Origin of the sequence: Burkholderia sp. RF7-non_BP4 (genome assembly GCF_001521935.1) — a bacterium.
Classification (GTDB): Bacteria; Pseudomonadota; Gammaproteobacteria; order Burkholderiales; family Burkholderiaceae; genus Burkholderia; species Burkholderia diffusa.
Genome location: NZ_LOTA01000072.1, coordinates 1 through 18,724, shown reverse-complemented (window position 1 = coordinate 18,724; position 18,724 = coordinate 1). Strand labels below are relative to the sequence as shown.

The 18,724-nt window shown below is 57.7% G+C and carries 18 protein-coding genes; 10 read left to right on the top strand and 8 right to left on the bottom strand.

The window, feature by feature from the left end:
* Nucleotides 1-25: 25 nt before the first annotated feature.
* The 4 genes from murB to WS49_RS33990 are packed head-to-tail and all read right to left on the bottom strand — an operon-like array spanning nt 26 to nt 4,558.
* The gene (gene murB, locus WS49_RS22220) at nt 26-892 is read right to left on the bottom strand and encodes a UDP-N-acetylmuramate dehydrogenase (RefSeq protein ID WP_059533343.1); all 867 of its coding nucleotides are present in this window, start codon (nt 890-892) and stop codon (nt 26-28) included.
* Nucleotides 867-2,609, bottom strand: coding sequence for a carbamoyltransferase C-terminal domain-containing protein (locus WS49_RS34000; RefSeq protein WP_082721926.1), 1,743 nt, complete (start codon nt 2,607-2,609; stop codon nt 867-869). The genes murB and WS49_RS34000 overlap by 26 nt, the downstream gene beginning before the upstream one ends.
* Nucleotides 2,587-3,204 (bottom strand): HAD family hydrolase, encoded by a 618-nt coding sequence (locus WS49_RS36150; RefSeq protein WP_257127668.1) that lies wholly within the window; start codon nt 3,202-3,204, stop codon nt 2,587-2,589. Before WS49_RS36150 ends, WS49_RS34000 begins: the two co-directional genes overlap by 23 nt.
* 46 nt (nt 3,205-3,250) lie before the next feature.
* A complete protein-coding gene (locus WS49_RS33990) occupies nt 3,251-4,558 on the bottom strand; it encodes a UDP-N-acetylglucosamine 1-carboxyvinyltransferase (protein WP_082721925.1) in 1,308 nt (435 codons plus the stop codon).
* Nucleotides 4,559-4,742: 184 nt separating this feature from the next.
* Here WS49_RS33990 and WS49_RS22210 point away from each other — a divergent pair, with 184 nt between their 5' ends.
* Nucleotides 4,743-5,213 carry a helix-turn-helix domain-containing protein gene (locus tag WS49_RS22210; RefSeq protein WP_059533341.1) on the top strand — a complete coding sequence of 157 codons (471 nt, stop codon included), beginning with the start codon at nt 4,743-4,745 and terminating at the stop codon, nt 5,211-5,213.
* Nucleotides 5,214-5,279: 66 nt separating this feature from the next.
* Entirely contained in the window at nt 5,280-5,726 is a 447-nt protein-coding gene (locus WS49_RS22205) for a transposase (RefSeq protein ID WP_156437154.1), read from the top strand.
* Between the two features lie 194 nt (nt 5,727-5,920).
* Here WS49_RS22205 and WS49_RS22200 read toward each other — a convergent pair whose 3' ends face one another.
* The 3 genes from WS49_RS22200 to WS49_RS35240 form a co-directional block, all read right to left on the bottom strand.
* Complete coding sequence (locus WS49_RS22200) at nt 5,921-6,250, bottom strand: H-NS histone family protein (RefSeq protein ID WP_059533339.1); 330 nt, start codon at nt 6,248-6,250, stop codon at nt 5,921-5,923.
* Nucleotides 6,251-6,488: 238 nt separating this feature from the next.
* The gene (locus WS49_RS22195; protein ID WP_059533337.1) at nt 6,489-7,409 is read right to left on the bottom strand and encodes a hypothetical protein; all 921 of its coding nucleotides are present in this window, start codon (nt 7,407-7,409) and stop codon (nt 6,489-6,491) included.
* 325 nt (nt 7,410-7,734) lie between these two features.
* Complete coding sequence (locus tag WS49_RS35240; RefSeq protein ID WP_156437152.1) at nt 7,735-7,995, bottom strand: hypothetical protein; 261 nt, start codon at nt 7,993-7,995, stop codon at nt 7,735-7,737.
* 157 nt (nt 7,996-8,152) lie between these two features.
* Between WS49_RS35240 and WS49_RS22185 the strand changes: the two genes are divergently transcribed.
* Together WS49_RS22185 and WS49_RS22180 are read left to right on the top strand one after the other, a co-directional pair.
* Nucleotides 8,153-8,530, top strand: a complete 378-nt coding sequence (locus WS49_RS22185) for a DUF3592 domain-containing protein (RefSeq protein ID WP_059533333.1) — start codon at nt 8,153-8,155, stop codon at nt 8,528-8,530.
* Nucleotides 8,531-8,550: 20 nt separating this feature from the next.
* Nucleotides 8,551-9,123 (top strand): hypothetical protein, encoded by a 573-nt coding sequence (locus tag WS49_RS22180; protein WP_059533330.1) that lies wholly within the window; start codon nt 8,551-8,553, stop codon nt 9,121-9,123.
* On the opposite strand, the gene tssF is transcribed toward WS49_RS22180, so the two are convergent.
* Nucleotides 9,124-10,989 carry a type VI secretion system baseplate subunit TssF gene (gene tssF, locus WS49_RS22175; RefSeq protein ID WP_059533328.1) on the bottom strand — a complete coding sequence of 622 codons (1,866 nt, stop codon included), beginning with the start codon at nt 10,987-10,989 and terminating at the stop codon, nt 9,124-9,126.
* Nucleotides 10,990-11,122: 133 nt separating this feature from the next.
* Here tssF and WS49_RS22170 point away from each other — a divergent pair, with 133 nt between their 5' ends.
* From WS49_RS22170 to WS49_RS22145, 6 genes are all read left to right on the top strand, one after another.
* Nucleotides 11,123-13,234 (top strand): type VI secretion system Vgr family protein, encoded by a 2,112-nt coding sequence (locus WS49_RS22170; RefSeq protein WP_059533360.1) that lies wholly within the window; start codon nt 11,123-11,125, stop codon nt 13,232-13,234.
* A gap of 4 nt (nt 13,235-13,238) precedes the next feature.
* Nucleotides 13,239-14,660 carry a DUF2169 family type VI secretion system accessory protein gene (locus tag WS49_RS22165; RefSeq protein WP_059533326.1) on the top strand — a complete coding sequence of 474 codons (1,422 nt, stop codon included), beginning with the start codon at nt 13,239-13,241 and terminating at the stop codon, nt 14,658-14,660.
* Complete coding sequence (locus WS49_RS32845; RefSeq protein WP_082721923.1) at nt 14,653-16,038, top strand: polymorphic toxin type 15 domain-containing protein; 1,386 nt, start codon at nt 14,653-14,655, stop codon at nt 16,036-16,038. The genes WS49_RS22165 and WS49_RS32845 overlap by 8 nt, the downstream gene beginning before the upstream one ends.
* Before the next feature lie 12 nt (nt 16,039-16,050).
* The gene (locus WS49_RS22155) at nt 16,051-16,719 is read left to right on the top strand and encodes a GAD-like domain-containing protein (RefSeq protein WP_059533324.1); all 669 of its coding nucleotides are present in this window, start codon (nt 16,051-16,053) and stop codon (nt 16,717-16,719) included.
* 153 nt (nt 16,720-16,872) lie between these two features.
* Nucleotides 16,873-17,541, top strand: a complete 669-nt coding sequence (locus WS49_RS22150; protein WP_059533322.1) for a GAD-like domain-containing protein — start codon at nt 16,873-16,875, stop codon at nt 17,539-17,541.
* Nucleotides 17,542-17,594: 53 nt separating this feature from the next.
* Nucleotides 17,595-18,488, top strand: coding sequence for a TraB/GumN family protein (locus WS49_RS22145; protein ID WP_059533320.1), 894 nt, complete (start codon nt 17,595-17,597; stop codon nt 18,486-18,488).
* Nucleotides 18,489-18,724 lie beyond the last annotated feature (236 nt).

Sequence of the window (18,724 nt, the reverse complement as noted above, 5' to 3'; positions counted from 1 at the left end):
CTCGACAAAGAAGTTCGTTCCGCCGCTACAGGATTCGCTGCTCTACTTCCGCCTCGACATTGAAGTGTTTCTGCATCTCGCTCTGCATGAAATCGATCAGCTGGCAAATGTCGTATGCTCGTCCGGGACGTCGAACAACAATGAACCCAGCGTGCTTGGGCGAGATTTGTGCAGTGCCAATGGCGAAACCCTTGTACCCGAGCGACTCGATCATTTCACCGATCTTCAGACCCCGCGACGGTCGTTTGAACACGCTCCCTGCATTCGGTTCTGAACCGGGAAAACGCTCTCGTCGGAGTGCAAGATTCGACAGTCGCCGAATACGTAGTTCCCACGGGTCGCCATCACGCAGTCGGAAGTACGCGCCGAGCACCACGTACAAGCCGTTCTGGAAGCGCGACGATCGGTATCTCCATCCGCACTCCGACTGATCAAGTTCGATTACCTGTCGGGTTTGAATCGAATAAACTCGGACCGACTGGGCGACGCTAGAAATGTCGTCTCCAAATGCGCCCGCGTTCATCACTATGCCACCACCGACCGATCCGGGAATGTTTCCCAGAAACTCGAATCCTGCAAGTCCGAAGCGCTCACATGCCAAGCCAACCCTGCGAAGGCTAGCGCCGGCGTCGGCATATACAACATGGTCGTCAAGCCGGGTGATAGTGCCGAACTGACGACCGAATTTCATCATGCGCGAGTAGCGTCCTCGAGACAGAATCACGTTGCATCCACGGCCGAGAATCGGAAATGACGCTGGGCCGCCGCGCTCGAGCATTTCAACTACGTCGTCTGCGCAGCGCGGCAGCAGCAGTTCTTCGCAGACCGAGGCAAGCCGATAGGAGTTGGCGTACTCAAGATTGACGTTACGCCGGATTTTTGGGTTGTCCATGACGATCGCGTTTGGTCAGCAAGTAGGGCCCCAGTGCAAGCGTCCGGAGCCCAGATCGGACGAAAACCGAAACGGCATCTTCTGGCGTTTCTACAATCGGCTCGCCGTGAATGTTGAACGATGTGTTCAGCACGGCCGGAATGCCTGTCAGCGCGTGGAATCGCTCGACCAGACGGTAGTAGGTCTCGTTATCGTCTCGCCGCAGGATCTGCGCGCGAGCCGTCTTGTCTTTTGGATGGATTGCAGCGGCAAGCGACTTCGCGCCCTCAGCGGTTGTATCAAAGGAGATCATCATATGTGGCGAGCGAGGCGCTGCTTTGGTAGCCAACAATTGATTAACACCGATGTCGAGTACTGATGGAGCGAAGGGCATCCAGAAGTCGCGTGATTTGATGGCTGAGTTGATTTCCTGGAGGTTTTCGATCGAATCTGGACGACTAAGAATCGACCGATTGCCAAGCGCCCTCGCGCCGAACTCGGCACCTGCCGCAAAGCGAGCCACGATATTTCCTGCCGCCAGCTGTTCTGCCACTGCGGCTTCAATATCCTCTGGTCGAGCTATGGTCACGTCGGCATCCGTCAGTGCCTCGAGTGCACGCTCGTATGCGTCGGGAGCATAGCGCCGGCCGCAGTAGATATCACGTAGCCCACCTTGGGGAGATACACCGATCTTTGAAGAGAGCGCCCATGCTGCTCCAAGGCTGTTGCTCTCGTCGCCACACGATGGAACGACGTAGAAATCTGCGATCGATGGGTGTTGGCTTAGGCGTTGGTTCAGCTTTACATTCATAAATGCACCGCCCGCTACCGCGAGCGAATCGGTTCCGAGCGCTCTCGTAACATTCAGCACCCATTCAGTCACGAATTCTTCAAAGAATATCTGCAAGCCGGCAGCCAATTCATCGAAGCGGCGCCGCTTCAGATTTTCGTCGAGGAACTTGGGCTGGAGTTCGCTCGGTGGTACCCCCTCCACTCGTCGCCATGCATACTCGCCGGCAGAAGGCTGAGCAAACATCGACGAGAAGAATTGACTAATCTCTTTGGCGCCCTTGCTACCGGCCGCGTATGGCGCTAGTCCCATGAGCTTGTACTCGTGCTCAAGTGGAACGAATCCAAGCAGATAAGTGAGGTAACTGTAGAGCTGCGCAATCGAATCGTCGCGAGGTATGCGGCACGTCTCCGTCAACGTACGTCCTTCGCCGACGAATACGGCGCCTGATGCGCCGTCTCCTTGTCCGTCGCAGGTCAATACTGCGCAGCGCTCGTGGTTGAACCGACCACGGCCGAAGTACGCGGCGGAGGCATGACATGTATGGTGATCGATGAACTCGATTGGCCCCGCATAGCCTTTCGTACGGAGTCGCTCCGACCGCTCCGCCGCCTTCATGTTCGCGTTCGACGCATCAATCTTGTCGTCGGGTGTTTTGAGGACCTGTGCGTAATGAGTGCCGCTAAAGAGTTCCTTGAATACTGCCATTACTTCATTCCGGTCATGCATCGCATCGTTCCGGAAAGTCTGTGTGCTGAACGCGGTAGCGTCGATATTGGACCAGTTCAGTCCAGCTAGATCGAGCAACTCTGCGATCGCATATTCCGGAAACCCCCCTTGGTTCTTCGTTCGTGTATATCGTTCTTCCTGCACTACGCCGAAGAGTTTTCCGTCGAGAATCAGTGCTGCCGACGAGGTGTGTCCATCATGAATTCCGAGAACATTCATTACAAAGACCCCAGGTTTTCAAATCAGATAAGAATTTTCCGTGGTCGGTATAGTGGTGCGAGGAAAATCCGAACTCCTTTGCGGATTGCACATTCTCAGCGTTGTCGTCGATCAATGTAAAGTCATCAACGCGGACGTTTGAGTAGATATTCCGCACATATTCAAAGATCCGCTTGTCAGGTTTTTCCACGCCAACTTCGAACGAGAGGACTGAGTTTTGACAAATCGATTGAATTTCATATCGATTGCACAGAGTCGCCCAATGCTCATGATTCGTGTTTGAGCAGAGAACAACGGGGTGCGTCGCGCCGACGGAGCGGATGGTCTCAAACATCAAGGTATTCGGTGAAAAATGACTAGACCAATCAGACAGAAATTCTGCATACGTCCCCTTCCACGAAAAATCGCGGGTCAGCGAGACCTGAAGGTCGAGCAGCGTTGAAGTGCCGGTGCCGATACCGCTCTGTCTGATTACCGCTAGTAGTTCGCCCTCATCAGGTGGCCGTGGCATGCGTGAAGCGAGACGCTTCAGCAGGCTGGCGTTGTCGTGAAAAATGACTACGCCTCCAATGTCAAACACGAGAATCTTTGACAAAATGCTTACTCCGCGAAGTATCGAAGGAGGTTGCTCGACTGCAGCATCAAGTCGAAAGGAGATGGGCGCGTCGATGCACCGGATTTTCCCCGAAGTTCTTAACATGAACATTGAAGCCTTTGTCACTCAATTCGATCGGCAATCGTTCATAGCCACGAGTAATTTGGCGGGCATTTTTGATTCTTGAAAGATTTTCGGTCTGTATGGCGGCTAGTAGTAGACTAGTACTCCCTCGAATGTCGTTCGTGCTCACATCGCTTGGTGTCAGTGTCGCCACACCGTCGACAATAAATTCTCGGTCTGAAACGATTGTCACCTTCGCCCCAAGCTTGGTGAACTCTTCAAGATAGTTGTTTCTGCCTCTGAATACCTTGTCGTAAAACCTCACTTTGCGGCCCGACCTGATGGTCGCAGCAACAACCAAAGGAAGAGCGTCCGTCGGAAAGCCTGGATAAACATCTGCTATAACATCAAAACGGGTACATGGCGTGTTGGGGTTAACTGAAATGCTGAGCTCGTCGTCGTCGAACAGTATTGAAATGCCAAGAGCTGAAAACGTGTTGGTCAGGCACTGCAGGTCGATTGGCGACTCCCATCGGATTGTCGATGACGTGTTCGAAATCGCCGAGTAAGCCATCACGGTCGCGATATGAATCCGGTCTACTGGCACTACGTGCCTGACCCCCTCGGACGGATATCCGTGCACTGAGAATGAGCGATTTTCTTGAAGACGGATGTCACATCCGGACTTGTTAAGGAAATCGACCACGTCGATAATTTCCGGCTCTATCGCTGCATTATGTACAACGCCACTTCTGTTCGACGCCGTGAGAAATATGAGCGCTTGTAGAGTTGCTCCCACGGAAGGAAACGGAAGCGCCACTTCGCTTGCCTTTTGCTGAGCTATGCGTCCGATCAGCCACTTGCCTTCTTGTCGGAGTTCACAGCCGAACTGCTCGAGAACGAGTTGGTGAAAGTCGAAACCTCGGTCCTTGCCGAATTGACATCCTCCCGGCGGCCCGATTTTGCCGCTTCCGTTTCGACCAACTAGACCACCCAAGAAGAGTAGGGAATATCGTGATGCACTGCTTAGACGCGGCGGCAGGTCGCTCCGCTCGAGAATCGAAGCGTCGATACTTAGCACACGACCGTCCGATTGCACTTTCGCACCGAGCCACTCGATAGAGCGAATCACGGCCCGGACGTCCTCCAGATCGATTGGCACGTTCGTCAGCGTCGATTTTCGAGCAGTGAAAATCGATGCGATGAGTAGTGGAAGAGCCGCGTTCTTGGAGCCTTGCCCGGAAATGGTGGTGTGATGATACTCTCTTCCTCTTTTTGCCCATATTTCCATTAGTATTCCTTTATAAACTGGTAAATTTTTAGAATAATGAATGTGGCTGCTTCGACCACTTCTTCAGTCAGCTCGTGAGGCCTCGGACGTTTGAGTGGTCTCCGTGCGAAGCAGGAGGTAAGAGTTGCCGGTAGCCGGGATTGAAGTTTGTTAACTTCGGCGAAATCACTCGCTGGAGCGCTGAATGAAGTGCGTCGTTGTACTGGCTGAAGCTGAGGAGCAGACCTTGCAGCAGTTGTCGATCAACCATCCCTACCAGGATATGCGCACGTGGGCGGCCGCTCTGCTGATGCTCGCGGGTGGCAAGTTGAGTCCGATGACGGTGGCCGCGAAGCTTGGCGTGAGCGGCCAGTCGGTCTACAACTGGGCACACACGTGGCGCGAGCAGGGCGTGATCGGGCTGCTGATCAAGATCGGCCATAAAGGCGGACGGCCTCGCGCGTTGAGCGACGAGATGATCGCCGCAGTCGTACGCATGGCCTCGGCCGAGCCGCTGACGCGCGAGCAAATCACCAGGCGCCTCGAGGCGGAATTCGGCCCGTTGCCGTTCGAGCATCTCGATACGTTGAGTGTGGCTCTCAAGCGAGAGGGCTTTACGTTCAAGCGCAATCGCCTGTCGCTCAAAAAAAGCGTGACCCGGAGGCATTCGCCGTGAAACAGGCCACACTCGGGAAGCTGCAGCAGGCCGCCCGCGAAGGCGCCATTCGCCTGCGCTACCTCGATGAGGCCGGTTCTTGTGGATCGCCGCCGGTTCAGCGTAGCTGGTCACCACGGGGTTTGCCTCACGAGATCGAACCTAACACGCACTGCCGACGTAGTGTTCTTGGTGCCCTGGACTACGGCACGAACACGCATGATCCATGCTGCCCATGCCCGCAGCATCAAAGGTCCCAACGTCGTGCGCTTCATTGACTATCTGCTCGCGGCGCACGATCGTAGTCCGACCGTGATCGTGCTCGATAACGCGAGCATCCATCACAGTATCGACGAGGCAACGCGGGACCGCTGGCTGATTGATCACAAAGCTGTCCTGTTCTATCTGCCCGCCTACAGTCCCGAACTCAACAAGATCGAGATCGTGTGGCGGCAACTGAAGTTTCGATGGCGACGCTTCGTCACCTGCACCAAGGAAACCATCGCGGCATATACGGCGACTTTCAAAAATTGATCTTTTCGTAAAAAAACCAGGTGTGCTCGGATCTCACACGTGCCGTACATCGTCGGCCGAAGTAAAGTTGGTGCGTTTTGCGAAGTAAAGTCTGACCTTGGGCGTTTTTCAGAAATTTGCTTGGTGCGCGCAGAATTTTCACTTTGCAAATCAATGATCTACACGGCGCTCATCGTTTCCAGTCTCTGCCGGTATTACGCGTCGTCGCCTGGCCACCACGGCTGCGGGACGCGATCGACCGCATAATCGTTGAGGTCTTTTCCGACCAGCCATTTCGGCCGCGGGCCAAGACCGGACCAACTGCGGCCAGACGACGGATCGTAGTACTTCGCCGGCGTGCGCTTCGGTTTCGCTTCAATGTAACCCAACGCCGACAGCACTTCCTGCTGGGTGATCACGTACTGGGCGGCCTGTTCCTTGAATGTGGTCAGTGCGGCCTTTTTCTCCGCGGTCCTGGCTTCAGCCAATTGAGCGTCGAGTTTGCGCAATTCGCATTGCAGGGACTGCAGGGTTAGAGGTTCCATGAGTTTCGGTAAATGTGTGGAGGTAAATCAATACGCTGCGGCGAGATAATTCAATTCGCCGTCTCGGATGTCGATCGGTTTGTTGCTCGGACGGCCGCCCCAGTATACGAAAGGGAAAGGCATCGCGAACGTTGTCCCGTGTTCATCGGCCTCGACGAGCATGGCGGATGCGAGTAGACCGAGCTGGCCTTGCGCGACATCAGATCGCGGCGCACTTACGATTCCGATCGGACGCCGGTTATTCCGGCTCGCCAGATTCGGGGCTGCGAAGGCGATAGTCCTTCGCCACGACGCCGCGCTCACTGCCAGCGTTCACGACGGCTGGGCGTACCCAGGTCACCCGATCCTCCAGTCGTCGTATATGACCGCGCCTCAGGTGCGTACGCGGTGCGGCATGTGAGCCCGATCCTTTTACGCCGCCTTGCGGCTTGCCCGCCGCGACCTGCAAAACCTTGTACGTGAAGAAAGGCGGCCGCCGCGTGGCCAGCCGTCGCGCGTTCATTGCAGGCTTCGGGTGCACGTCCACTGTTCCGACGTTTGCGCAATTCAATACCGCGCAGGCCTGAATTGCCATATGCACTTCGTCGTTAGCGTCATAGGTCAAGCGGGCGAACGCGGCATCAACATCGCCATGACTTTGCGCCACAACGACGTCGAACATTTCCTGAAGTAGAACAAAATGCTCCGCGAAATGCTCCACCGCGTTGCGATGAAGTCGCCCCGTGCTTTCCTTTACGTCATGCATCATCTGGGTCATCCGCGTAGGCGTGTGTCCCTCGGGTATCCGGAAATCCCTTGGCACGAATGTCCCGCCAGCGCCTGGATTCCACGTTTTCAGGTCGTCGGAGTAGTAGATGGGATAGACGAAAACACCACCTTCCGAATAGTGCTCACGGAAGAGAGGTATTTCCCTGAGTCCCCGAACGGGTGTGTGATCTTCGGTCATCTCCCAACACAGCGCAATCCGGCGTGTAGACAGGCTTTCTTTCACACCGGCCACGGTCGCAGCTGGAATGGCGTTCTCCTTGTGCCATGGTGCCTCGAACACCGTCACCGGGTAGGGTAGCCGCAACAGTTCGAGGTGCGTTTCTCGAACATTCTCAGTGTCGATCAGTTCGGCGCAGTTTGGCAGCAGAAACTTCGGTGCCGTCGACAGCATCTGAATCACCGTTTCGATGCGCGCGGCCGTGATGGTCAGGCCGCCTATGCGGGCGTTTCGTGCGGTTTCCTTCAGATCCTCGATCGCATGAGTACAGTAGTTAACCGGTGTGATGACATCCGACCTGATGAAGGGAACAGTGAGTGAAAGACCTATTTTGCTACACGCCTAGAGTTTAGGCATGTTCGGGCGAATGCAATTGCGGTTGGCGAGTGCTGGAGAGTGGGACGGCGGCGATCGCGGCGCTCGTCGCCTTCACCGACGCATCGTGGGCCGAATTCTTCGGCCTCGAGACTGCCGCGGAGACGGCCTGTCCGATGGCGAATCAGCCCCAGCTGCTGATGCTGCTGTTACTGCGCAGCGACTGCCGGATCAAATTCACGGGCGGCGAAATACCGCGCGCGCGTCGCCGCGACAACTGAACGACCCTGGTGGGCGACGATGAACAATCGTCAAGCGAGATCGACGGCGCGAAGCGCTCTGCTACGATGTTGGCAAATCTCGAGAGCGTGCCCAGCGCTTTTGCTCGCTTGGTGATGGGCAAAACCGATCCTCCCGTGACCCAGAGGGCTGCCAGGAAGGCCATAGGGGTAGCCCTCGTCTCGGCCTCTGCACCCCGGTGACAACTTGCGGGGCGCTAGCTGGAGTCGTAAGCAGGCGTTCGACGGAGGGCAGTACGCTAAAATCCTTCTCGAGCAGGCCTGCGTGATTCGGCTTGCAAATGAGAGAGATCGAGAGGGCACATGTTCAAGGCTACTGTAGGCATAGCGATTGGCGTCGCTTTTCTCATCATCGCGGCGATCATCGGATGGTCTACCCGAGGTTTCCTGCAGACGGCGATCGCGGTTCCCGGTGAGGTGGTCAGCCTCAATGCCGGCGGGAGCCACCCCCAGATCGAATTCGTGACGAAAACAGGTGAACGCGTATCGTACCCGCAGGGCGGGATGATCTACGGCACCAAGGTCGGCGATAAGGTCACGGTGCTGTATCAGCCAGAGGCGCCGGCGCGGACTGCCACGATCGATAGGATTGGCGCCGTGTGGAACTGGACGCTGATGGCAGCCATATTCGGCATCGGATTCATTCTCTTCGCGTTGATGAATCTCCCGTCCAAAAAATAACAGCACTGAGAGGATCGGCCGTGTCAATTCTGAGACCCAGCAACTGGAGCTACAAGACGGGTGCCACGGGCGGCGTCAGCATCGAGTTCGTCGTCGCCTCGGGCGGCACCATCGTCCTCGCTGACCCGGGCGGGAAAGAGACCGATTTTTACTACGGGGGCGTGGGTGTCGGCATTGGATTCGGGCTTCGTGTCCCGAAGATCAAGCTTCCGCGATTTTCCTTGCCAGAGATCAAGATCCCCAAGATCGCCGGGCGTGAGGTCGGGGGCGCGGGCTCGGCCAAGTCCTTCGACAGCGCAGGACTCATCTACATGGCGCCGGCGTTTCATGGCGCTGAACTCGTCGAGTCCGATTTCCAGGGTGCCACGGTGTACCTCGACGGCGGCGTAGGCATCGGATACGGTAAGGCCGGGTCGGCAATGATACTTGGAATCAATTCCGCGCAGCTGGCGCTGGGGTTGTCGAATCCCGCAATGTCCTGGCTGGCCGAGATTGCCATCGCGCACGCGCCGGCGATTCTACTCATGGGCGGCACGACCGTTGGCTTGCAGGCGGGTGCTGGCGCCGGCATTCTCGTCGGCTACCTGCATTGACTAAATCAACGGGCGCGTTCCGGGACGCGCAGGACATCGCCGCAGTTCCCGACCGGTCTGCGACGAGCGAATGACCAACTCGACGTAGCTGTTCGTCGCGGCGTACGGCGCGAACAGCGTGTCGAGCGTTCTCGCGAGTACGTGCAACGTGACGTCGCGCAACATGGCGTCGTCGAGCGATACCACGACCTCAATGCCCCGCACGAACGACGGAAACTGGTTGTCGAGCGGCATCCACCTGATCGCAGGCTCGTAGTCGAGGCGGGTGATCGCGTCGATGCTGCGTTGCGCGACGATGCTTGCACGCGGAGCGTGCAACCGCAAAAAGTCCTTGAATGCCTTCAGTCCGGTTTGCGTCAGATCAAACGGGTGCAGGGACATGCCCGCGACGACTCGCCAAAGCGAGTCGTGTCCGCGCGGCAAGGTGCTGGGCAGAGTCGGACGCGTGAGGAGCCGGATGGGGCAGGTCAGTGCTGCGCCTTCATGTAGCAGGTCACTGTCCGGTGCGCCGATCGGCAACCGAGACGGCAGGTCGCCGTTGCTGGCCGTCACATCGACCTCGATCTGCGGGCGCTTCGGTAGGACAGCGCTGCCGTCCAGCCCAACCAGCGAGAGCAGGAGCGGCGAGCGCGCCCGTCCTGCCGCTGAGTGGGGATCGCGAAACGTGGTCCAGTAGACGATCGAGGAATCGATCGGCCGCCCATGACTGAAGGCACGATATGGCTGCACGGCAGTTCGGGCCGTATGCCCGGCCAATGGCGACCGCTTTTCCTGTTCAGCTTCCGCCCGGTCGCCCAGATGGACGGCGTCGATTGAGTACACGTCGAGCGGGGTGCCGGTTTCCAGCGGCTCGGGTGTTACGGGGTATGCGTTGTCGGTGCCCGTCAACTGGATCGGCGTCGCATTGCGCTTGAACAGGTTGACCACGGGCGTGCAGAACAGCTGGAAGGCGCTTGCGTCGAGGTCGGTCAAGGCCGCCTGCATCCGCGCGTCCTGGATCGCGACGTGCAACGTTAGGCGCTTTGCCGTCGGCGCACGCGCAGTGCGCCGCATCCGCCCCAAATCGATGTCGATGAAGTCGAACTTCTCGGGGAAAGCGAAGGACTCGAGCAGAACTTGGTAGGCGTCCGAGGTCGGGGTCGATTCTTTCGGAAACAGCTGTTCATTCTCTTTGAACCCGACCGATTCGATCGGGATTCTCGATAATTCCGACCACCGACCACTTTGCTCGACTTCGACGAACGCGGCTCCTGCCTGCAGCAACAGCGCATCGGCGAGCGCGGCAACCCGCGGTCGATCGCCGGCGAGATGAACCCGAACAGGGCCGTGCGGGATCGCGTCATCGAAGGTTTCGGTCGGCGACGCGCTCGCGAACGTAATCGAGAGGATGCCTGCCACCTTGTCGGGTAGCCGGACGACGGCGGGCGCCAGTGTGGCGGGGGCGTAGCGCGCCGAGTGAACGCGCAAGGGCGACAATTTGACGTCGTACGTCGTTTGAAACCGGCACGGTGCTGCATTGGCGTCGAGCAAGGTGCCGCGGGGCATCGCGAGCGGCGTCGTCAACTGGCCAAAGAGATCCGTCGGGTCAAATTGTGCGATCGCGCAGGCAGGCATCGTCCGCAAATACTGCGGGTACAGCACTTCAAGTAGCGATTCTGTGAATTCCGGAAAGGTGTCCTCAAGCTTCACATCGACCCGTGCGGCCAGCAGCGCGAAAGTCTGGATCATTCGGTCGACATGCAGATCGCCTTGCCCATTTGCGATCCCGAGCCGCGCGCCGATCTTCGGATAGCGCTGAGCAAATTCCGTGATGCCGCGCAACAGCAGGCCGACCTCGTATTCGTAGTGGGGCAGCAGGTTATCCATTCACCTTCCATACAGCTCAGTCCCCATATGCAAGGTTCAAGAAACGCAAAACTTGATCCTTCCCAGGGCAGGCAGTTTAAAATCCACCGACGAATAATATCCTGCCGTTCCTATGCGGGGTTCCGAGGGCGCCATGCAACTGTCAGATATTCCGAGTTTCTTTGGGCTACAGAGTAACCGATTGTTCACCATTCAGACGCCAATGAAAGGGCGGTCGGATCTGGTGCTGGTCGATTTTCAAGGCACCGAAGGCTTATCTCAAATTTTCGAGTTTCACGTTCGGCTTGCTTCTCAAGACCCGAATATTGAACTCAAAAAGCTGATCGGCCAGCCAGTGACAATTACGTTACAGCTCACCGACGCGCTGGCGAGCTCGGAAGAACGGTATTTCCACGGCTACGTCGCGAACTTCAGTCACCTCGACCACGACGGTAGCTTCACGGTTTACAGCGCGACACTCGTGCCCTGGCTGTGGATGCTCTCGCGCAGTCGCGACATCCGGATCTTTCAGGAGGAAAACACCGAGGCCATTCTCGCGAAGGTCTTTCGTGAGTACGGCAAGATTGCGTCGTTTGAGTTCCGGCTATCCAAAGCAACGACGAACCGCAGCTACTGCACGCAGTACCGGGAAACCGACCTCGAATTTGTTGAACGGCTCATGCAGGAAGACGGGCTGTTCTACTTTTTCGAGCATGCGAAAGACGGTCACAAGCTGGTCATCTCGGACAATTCGATCGCCGCAAAACCGATCAGAGGCCGCAGCCCCGTGCTGCAGTATACGAAAGGCGAAGCGCTCGACAACCTGGCAGTCGTCACGTCGTTCCAGGCGAGCCGGCAACTGGAATCGAGCAGCGTCGGATTGAAGACATTCGACTACAAGGTGCCGCACGCGCGGCGGTTTGTGTCGGGTGGCACGGAAGTGAATCAGGGCGAAGTGCCGTCCTACGAAGTTTACGACTACCTGGGCGAGCACGGCTTCCCGGACAGCGATCGCGGCGAAGCGTTGACGCGTTTCAGGACGCAAGCGCTCGCCGCGCACAGCAAGGTCTTTATCGGGACGAGTACGAGCCGGCGGTTGTCGCCTGGGCAGTACTTCGAGCTCGATGACCACTACGACCATGGCGCCGCGAAGGCCGAGGATCGTCAGTTCCTGCTGACGACGGTCACGCACAGCGGAACGAACAACTATCAGGCCAGCGAGGGTGGTGCGACGTACCAGAGTAGCTTCGTCTGCATCCGCAAGAAGATCCCCTATCGCCCGGCGTTTACGATCGAGCGGCCCTCGATCATCGGGCCGCAAACGGCCGTCGTCGTGGGGCCCCAAGGCGAAGAAATTTACACCGACAACCTAGGTCGCGTGAAGGTGCAGTTTCACTGGGACCGGTTGGGCAAGCGCGATCAGGGGAGCTCGTGCTGGGTGCGCGTCGGGCAGCCGTGGGCCGGGCGCGGGTTCGGCATGATCCAGGTTCCGCGCATCGGCGACGAGGTGGTCGTGATTTTCCTCGACGGTTGCCCGGACAGGCCCCTGATCATCTCGAGCGTCTACAACTCAGCAAACATGCCGCCGTGGGTTTTGCCCGGGAACGCGACGCAAAGCGGGATTCTCACGCGGTCGACAAAGACCGGGAACGTCAACACGGCCAACGCCATCCGCTTCGAGGATAAGAAAGGCTCGGAGGAAGTCTGGTTGCACGCCGAAAAGGATCAACGCCTCGAGGTCGAGCACGACGAGTCGCACTGGGTCGGCAACGATCGCACGAAGAACGTCGACCATGACGAAACGGTGCACGTGAAGCATGATCGAACCGAAACGGTCGACAACAACGAGACGATCACGATCGGCGTGGATCGTACGGAGCACGTCGGCAACAATGAGGCGCTGACGGTCGGCGGCAACCGGAACGAGACCATCAAGGGGATGGAGAACCTCCTGATTGCGCTGACGTCGACAGAGACGGTAGGACTCGCAAAAGCACTGACAGTCGGCGGCGGATATCAGGTCACGGTCGTCGGTGCGGTCAACACGACAGCGGGGTTGGCCAGTGCCGAAGAAGTGGGCTTGTCCAAGACTTCGATCGTAGGGAAGTCCTATTCGATCAAGGCCGGTAAGGTCTTCGAGGTAACGGTCGGCAAGTCGACGTTTCGCATGGACGAGGACGGCAACATCACCCTCAAGGGAGTGAAGTTGCTCATAGAAGGATCTGGTCCGGTAGAAATCAACGGCAAAGACGTGGATGTGAATTGATCCGATGGAGTTCATCAACCACACTCCCTTTCCCGCGCTGGGTTTCGCGGGTGTTGATGCGCGCGAGCAAGAATTCCACGTCATGGTTTTACGGCAGACCCTGACGTGGAACGGCGCGCACGACCTCCATTTCTCCGACGCGCAACAACCGTTGTGCGAGGCAGACGAGTTCTTTGGTCTGGACATGCAGGGCAGTGTTCGACAGGAATCGGACTTGTGCCAGTACAAGCCGCGGTGCGACGTGATCGTTAACGCGACGGCTTATCCGCCCAGACGGGAGGATGGGAGCGTACCGACTAAATTCGACGTTCGGCTTACCGTGAGTCGACCTGGTTCGCCCACGCCATTGCCGCCGGAGCCGCATGGGCTCAATCCGTTAATGCCCGCGTCGCTGGAGGAAATCCAGGCGTGGAAAGCGGAAGTCGAACGAGCTAAGAAGACGCCACCGCAAGGTGAACGCCTGATCGAAAAGACGCTTACCGTGACGGGTGAGCGTCACTTTGTCCAGCGGACAGGGTTGCGGCGTTTCGCGGCCGCGCTGGTCAAGATTGGCTCTCTGGGCATTTTCGGCCTGCCGGCATGGAAATTAACGCCTCCGGAGTCAGCACGCAATATTCAGGTAAACTTAGAGCATGCGTTCGGTGGTCAATGTCGTATTGAGACGGGCGACAAGGCGGCCGATCGGGTCTCAAAGAAGGAACGATTGACCCCGGAGCAGGCCGGTGCCCATCCCGACGCGCCCCGCGCCCCTATCGCCCATGATGCGTTCTCAGCCAACGTCTCTGGACAGGGATTCGTACGCGACTGGTATCTGGAGGCAACAGGCATCACCGCGGTTGCCGCGCCGCAAATCGAATATTCGGCGCGGCCCATTACCTTGGGGGATTTCGATTCAGCTCGCGTTGGAAAGCTCGCTGAATCGGCGCCACTCGTCGCTGGGCTAGGTGTCCGGCCGAAAGGGCATCCCGAGCGCGCGAAGCTGGTGGGAACCATCGATCGCGCGTTCATCGAAAGCGACGCGCCGGTACCGAAGGATTTTGATTTTGCCGTCTGGAATGCGGCATGGCCAGATCAGCAGGTGGATGCGCTGCGCGGTGATGAACAGATCGAGCTGGTGAATTTGTGTGCGTCGACTACGCCGTATTCCACGAAGGACGCCACTGGCAATGTCGCATTGACATTGAACCTGCCCGGACATCTTCCGTTTGCGTTGGTACGGTTCGAAAACGGGAGTATAGGAGAGTTGGAGGCGCGACTCGACACCGTGCTGATCGATCCCGAGCGGCGCGAAGTGTCGTGCGTGTGGCGAGCGACGCTGGCCAAGCAACCAGGCGTGCGTTCCCTCGAGCTGCGCATGCTCACGCGCGGCGACGTCGACGTGATGGCGTCCGCGATCTCGGAACGGGAGAGGGGGGGGCATGGCTAACCACCTTGGAGCCCGGAAGGACAGCGCGTTCAAAGCCGTTTCAACAGCGCCGTCTATCAACAAAACACCGGTCGGCAGCAGCACGCCCCCGTTGCCATACCCGGTGACGGAGGATTTGTCGAGCAGCCTGGGCACGGTGCCTAACGTGCGCTTCAACGGCGCCCCCACCTACGTGCTCAGTCAGAGCACGCAGCCGAGCTGTACGGGGGACGCTGCCGGATCCTGCAACGGCGTGAAGAGTGGGACCGTGAGTGGCGAAGTCAAGCCGGTAAAGGGCTCGAGCACGGTGCGCATCACGGGCAAGCCGGTCATTCGTGAAGGAGATCCGTGCACCCTCAATGGCGGGAATTGCCCGGGCATCTATGTGACCCAGTCCGTCCCGAGCGCATCGATCGAGGGCGGCAAGCCGAGCGGCAGCGGCAACCCACCCGTCAAGCCGGAGACCCCCAAGGAAGAAGGCTGGTGGGGCGCGGCGAGTCCGTGGGTACACGGCGTGCTTGGCGTTGCGAGTTTTGTGCCAGGACTCTCCGTTGTGACTGGGGCAGTGGACGCGGGAATTTATGCGGCCGAGGGGGATATGGTCGAGGCCGGCCTATCTGCTGCGAGCATGATCCCAGGCGGGAAAGTGGTGACCACGGCAGGCAAGATTGCCAAAGGTGCTGTGGGCCTCGCCAAGGGGGCGCATGTAGCAGAAGAGGCAGCCAAAGCGGCCAAGGTGGCGAAAGAGGCTGAAGAGGCTGCGAAGGCGGCCAAGTTGGCGAAGGAGGCCGAAGAGGCCAAGAAAGCCCAGGCGGAAGCGGAACGACTCAGGAAGTTGAAAGAGGAGGCCGAGGCGGGCGAGAAAGGCAAAGACGGCCTGAAGGTCAAGCTGAAGCGGATGAAAGAGCACTTGGTGAAGTGCTTCAAGAAGAACGCGAAGGGTGACCCGAAGGAGTATGACCGGCAGCTTCTCGAGCAGGAAAAGGGCTTGAACGACCTGAGCGTGAAGGAGTATCTGGAAGGGCGCGCGCGATATCAAGAGATTGGGAGAGCGGGCACCGGTGCCGCCCAGGAACAGGCGAGGGCAAAGTACTCGCGCGAATTAGCCAACCAGTTCAAAGACGTATTAAACGAACAGGGCATCTTTGGTAAGGCCGCCAAGGAACAAGCTGAAGCAATGGCCGCCGAGCGGATGAAGACATTGGCCGCGTTGCATAACCCGGACATGATCGCGGGTGGCAAGGACGTCGTGAACATGATGGGTGACCGCGGCGTGAACTCGTCCATCGGATCGCAGTGGAAGGATCGCGTAGCTGAGCTTGACGAGGCCGCGAAAAAAGTCCCTGAGACGGAGCGGGGCGGTACTAAAATGAATGCTAAGCTCAAGCGATGCAAATAGTGAGGAAGTGCAATGGATCAGTTCATGGAGAATTTTCTAGATTTCGAAGGGTTTGGGCCCCCCATTGCCAGACGAGACGTGCCTCCCGAAAAAATTGAAAAATTCCGTGGCACATTGCCGACCAAGCTTCTGGAATACTGGCAGAACTACGGTTGGTGTGGCTATGCCAAGGGATTGCTCTGGACCGTTGATCCGGATGAATGGGAAGACGAGTTGGAGGCCTGGATTGGCGAGACGGAATTCATGGAGCGCGATGCGTACTATGTGATCGCGCGAACTGCTTTCGGTGAATTGATTCTGTGGGGAGCGAAGACGGGCCAGTCGCTAAAAATCATCACCCCATATGGAATGATCTTCCCGTCCTTCGACGCAAGTAAGTTCGAAAGAAGGGGGGCGGATTTGTCATTGCAACTCTTTTTCAGCACCTGCTCGAAAGAAGCGTTTGATTTATTGGATAACGATAAGGCCCCATTGTTTGATCGTGCACTAGAAAAGTTGGGCCCCGTCGATCACACTACGATGTACGGTTTCGTGCCAGCACTCGCACTGGGCGGGACGCCGGCGCTTGAGCGGCTTCAAAAACTTGACGCGCATGTCCATCTTGATATTTTGTCTCAGGTGACGGAACTGCACGTTATGCGAGACATTGCACAAGATGCGAGAGACGCTGGATTGCTGTAGCGCGATATTGAATAAATCACGAGCGTTGACGTCGTAAGCTGATCGACTAACCAGTGGAGCGTTCGGCGCTTTGTTGACGGTCGCGCTATTTTGACCCGGCACGCACGTGTAATTTCGTTTGAGGAAGCGGCGGGAACCAACGCGGAAAGAGCAATGGATCAGTTCATTGGGAATTTCTTGGGGTACCAGGAATTCGGGCCGCCGATAGCCCGACGTGACGTGCCCTCTGAAAAGATCGAGAAATTCCGGGGCAAGTTGCCAAATAGACTTCTGGATTACTGGCAGGAGTACGGGTGGTGCGGCTATGGCAAGGGGTTGCTGTGGACCGTCGATCCGGACGAATGGGAAGATGAGCTGGAGGCGTGGATTGGCGAGACCCAATTCATGGAGCGCGATGCATATTACGTAATTGCGCGTACAGCTTTTGGCGGGCTGATCCTGTGGGGTGAGAATACTGGACAGTCGCTGAAGGTCACCACACCGTACGGTATGATTTTTCCGTCTTTCGATGAGGAGGAGTACCGAGAGGATGGCCCGGATCTAACCATCCAGCTCTTCTTTAGTACGGCCAGCAAAGAGATGTTTGATCTGCTGGATAGCGAAAAAGCTCCGCTTTTCGAGCGCGCGCTAGAAAAGTTGGGGCCTCTCGATCACACCACGATGTACGGGTTTGTGCCAGCGCTCGCGTTGGGCGGCACACCGGCGCTCGAGCGGCTTCAAAAGCTCGACGCGCATGTCCACCTGGATATTTTGTCTCAGGTGACAGAAATACAGGTGATGCGTGACATTGGGCAAGATGCCCGCGATGCTGGATTGCTATAGCGGGAAAATTGAAAAACCCGCGCATGGTATGGCAACGAGATTCCAAAAAAGGTATGTTTAAAAGTTCCATAGCCGGTACCGTTGCCGCGATCATAGCGGCTGCCTCGACCTTCGCAGCGGCCGCGCCTACCAGCGTGCCGGTATTGCGAGCGACGGCGCCCAATGGCCAGACGAGCATACTTATTGGCTCCATACACGTACCAGTAGAGGGGCTCAACCAACCGGCGCCGTCGATCTTTGCCGGAGCTCGCCACTACGTCATCGAGCACAGCGGGTTTGCGACTTTGCCGGCCGATAAGGCATCCGAATCTGGTGCCGCGCGCGACTGGGCGAAATCGCTGACGGACGCCGAGATCAACGTTTATCTGCACCGGGCAACATGTGCTGGATTGCCTGAGACATCGGCGCGGAACTGGCTCCAAGAACCGACACCACACGAGTCGAACGCGCTCGCCTACACCATATGCCCGTTACCGCGCAATGCAACGTCGCGGGATGCTTATTTGTTCAGTATCGCCCCCGTCGCATTGCGCCAGAACCCGGAGGTCCTGGAGGATGCAAATTGGGTCGAATTGCAGCGTAGAAAGGTGCCGGCCAGTTACGATGTCAGCGGGTTCAAATGGGCGCTCGCGCATGATCCGAAGACGGTACTGGAACAGACTCGAGACGCGTTGAACGCCGGCGACTACGACGCGATTCGCACGCAGGTCCTCGAGTCCCTCGGTTCGCCGGACGCCGCGGCGGTCTACACAAGACACATGGTTGATGAGCGAAATGTCGAGTGGCTTCCCCGTCTTGATGCAATTCTCAAAGACGGCCATGCCGTCGTGGTCGTGGGCGCGATGCATTTCCCCGGTGCATCTGGACTGATCACGCTTCTGCGCGAACGAGGCTACAAGGTCGACCCGGTAAATTGGCCAGGCGTGGCCATCGGAGATACACATTAAGCATTGTTCGGGTACCAAAGAAACGCAAACCTTGTAAACATATCAGCGACGACGTTAGTATCTGTTATGTAAAGTAGTTCGGAATACTTATGAACTGAAGGGCAAGTCAGAAACACCTCGCGTCGGCTGCCGCCCCCGACCGAAGTCAAAGGCGGCAGCCCTCCCGCTTTACACGATCTTGCTTGCCACGACACTGCCGAGATCGCTCTGCTGGCCCACCAGCGCCCGAACGACCG

What these genes read in the sequence shown, in the direction of transcription:
- murB (WP_059533343.1), bottom strand. Translation starts at nt 892, where the DNA reads ATGGACAACCCAAAAATCCGGCGTAACGTCAATCTTGAGTACGCCAAC.
- WS49_RS34000 (WP_082721926.1), bottom strand. Translation starts at nt 2,609, where the DNA reads ATGAATGTTCTCGGAATTCATGATGGACACACCTCGTCGGCAGCACTG.
- WS49_RS33990 (WP_082721925.1), bottom strand. Translation starts at nt 4,558, where the DNA reads ATGGAAATATGGGCAAAAAGAGGAAGAGAGTATCATCACACCACCATT.
- WS49_RS22210 (WP_059533341.1), top strand. Translation starts at nt 4,743, where the DNA reads ATGAAGTGCGTCGTTGTACTGGCTGAAGCTGAGGAGCAGACCTTGCAG.
- WS49_RS22205 (WP_156437154.1), top strand. Translation starts at nt 5,280, where the DNA reads ATGAGGCCGGTTCTTGTGGATCGCCGCCGGTTCAGCGTAGCTGGTCAC.
- WS49_RS22200 (WP_059533339.1), bottom strand. Translation starts at nt 6,250, where the DNA reads ATGGAACCTCTAACCCTGCAGTCCCTGCAATGCGAATTGCGCAAACTC.
- WS49_RS22195 (WP_059533337.1), bottom strand. Translation starts at nt 7,409, where the DNA reads ATGCTGTCGACGGCACCGAAGTTTCTGCTGCCAAACTGCGCCGAACTG.
- WS49_RS35240 (WP_156437152.1), bottom strand. Translation starts at nt 7,995, where the DNA reads ATGGCCTTCCTGGCAGCCCTCTGGGTCACGGGAGGATCGGTTTTGCCC.
- WS49_RS22185 (WP_059533333.1), top strand. Translation starts at nt 8,153, where the DNA reads ATGTTCAAGGCTACTGTAGGCATAGCGATTGGCGTCGCTTTTCTCATC.
- tssF (WP_059533328.1), bottom strand. Translation starts at nt 10,989, where the DNA reads ATGGATAACCTGCTGCCCCACTACGAATACGAGGTCGGCCTGCTGTTG.
- WS49_RS22170 (WP_059533360.1), top strand. Translation starts at nt 11,123, where the DNA reads ATGCAACTGTCAGATATTCCGAGTTTCTTTGGGCTACAGAGTAACCGA.
- WS49_RS22165 (WP_059533326.1), top strand. Translation starts at nt 13,239, where the DNA reads ATGGAGTTCATCAACCACACTCCCTTTCCCGCGCTGGGTTTCGCGGGT.
- WS49_RS32845 (WP_082721923.1), top strand. Translation starts at nt 14,653, where the DNA reads ATGGCTAACCACCTTGGAGCCCGGAAGGACAGCGCGTTCAAAGCCGTT.
- WS49_RS22155 (WP_059533324.1), top strand. Translation starts at nt 16,051, where the DNA reads ATGGATCAGTTCATGGAGAATTTTCTAGATTTCGAAGGGTTTGGGCCC.
- WS49_RS22150 (WP_059533322.1), top strand. Translation starts at nt 16,873, where the DNA reads ATGGATCAGTTCATTGGGAATTTCTTGGGGTACCAGGAATTCGGGCCG.
- WS49_RS22145 (WP_059533320.1), top strand. Translation starts at nt 17,595, where the DNA reads ATGTTTAAAAGTTCCATAGCCGGTACCGTTGCCGCGATCATAGCGGCT.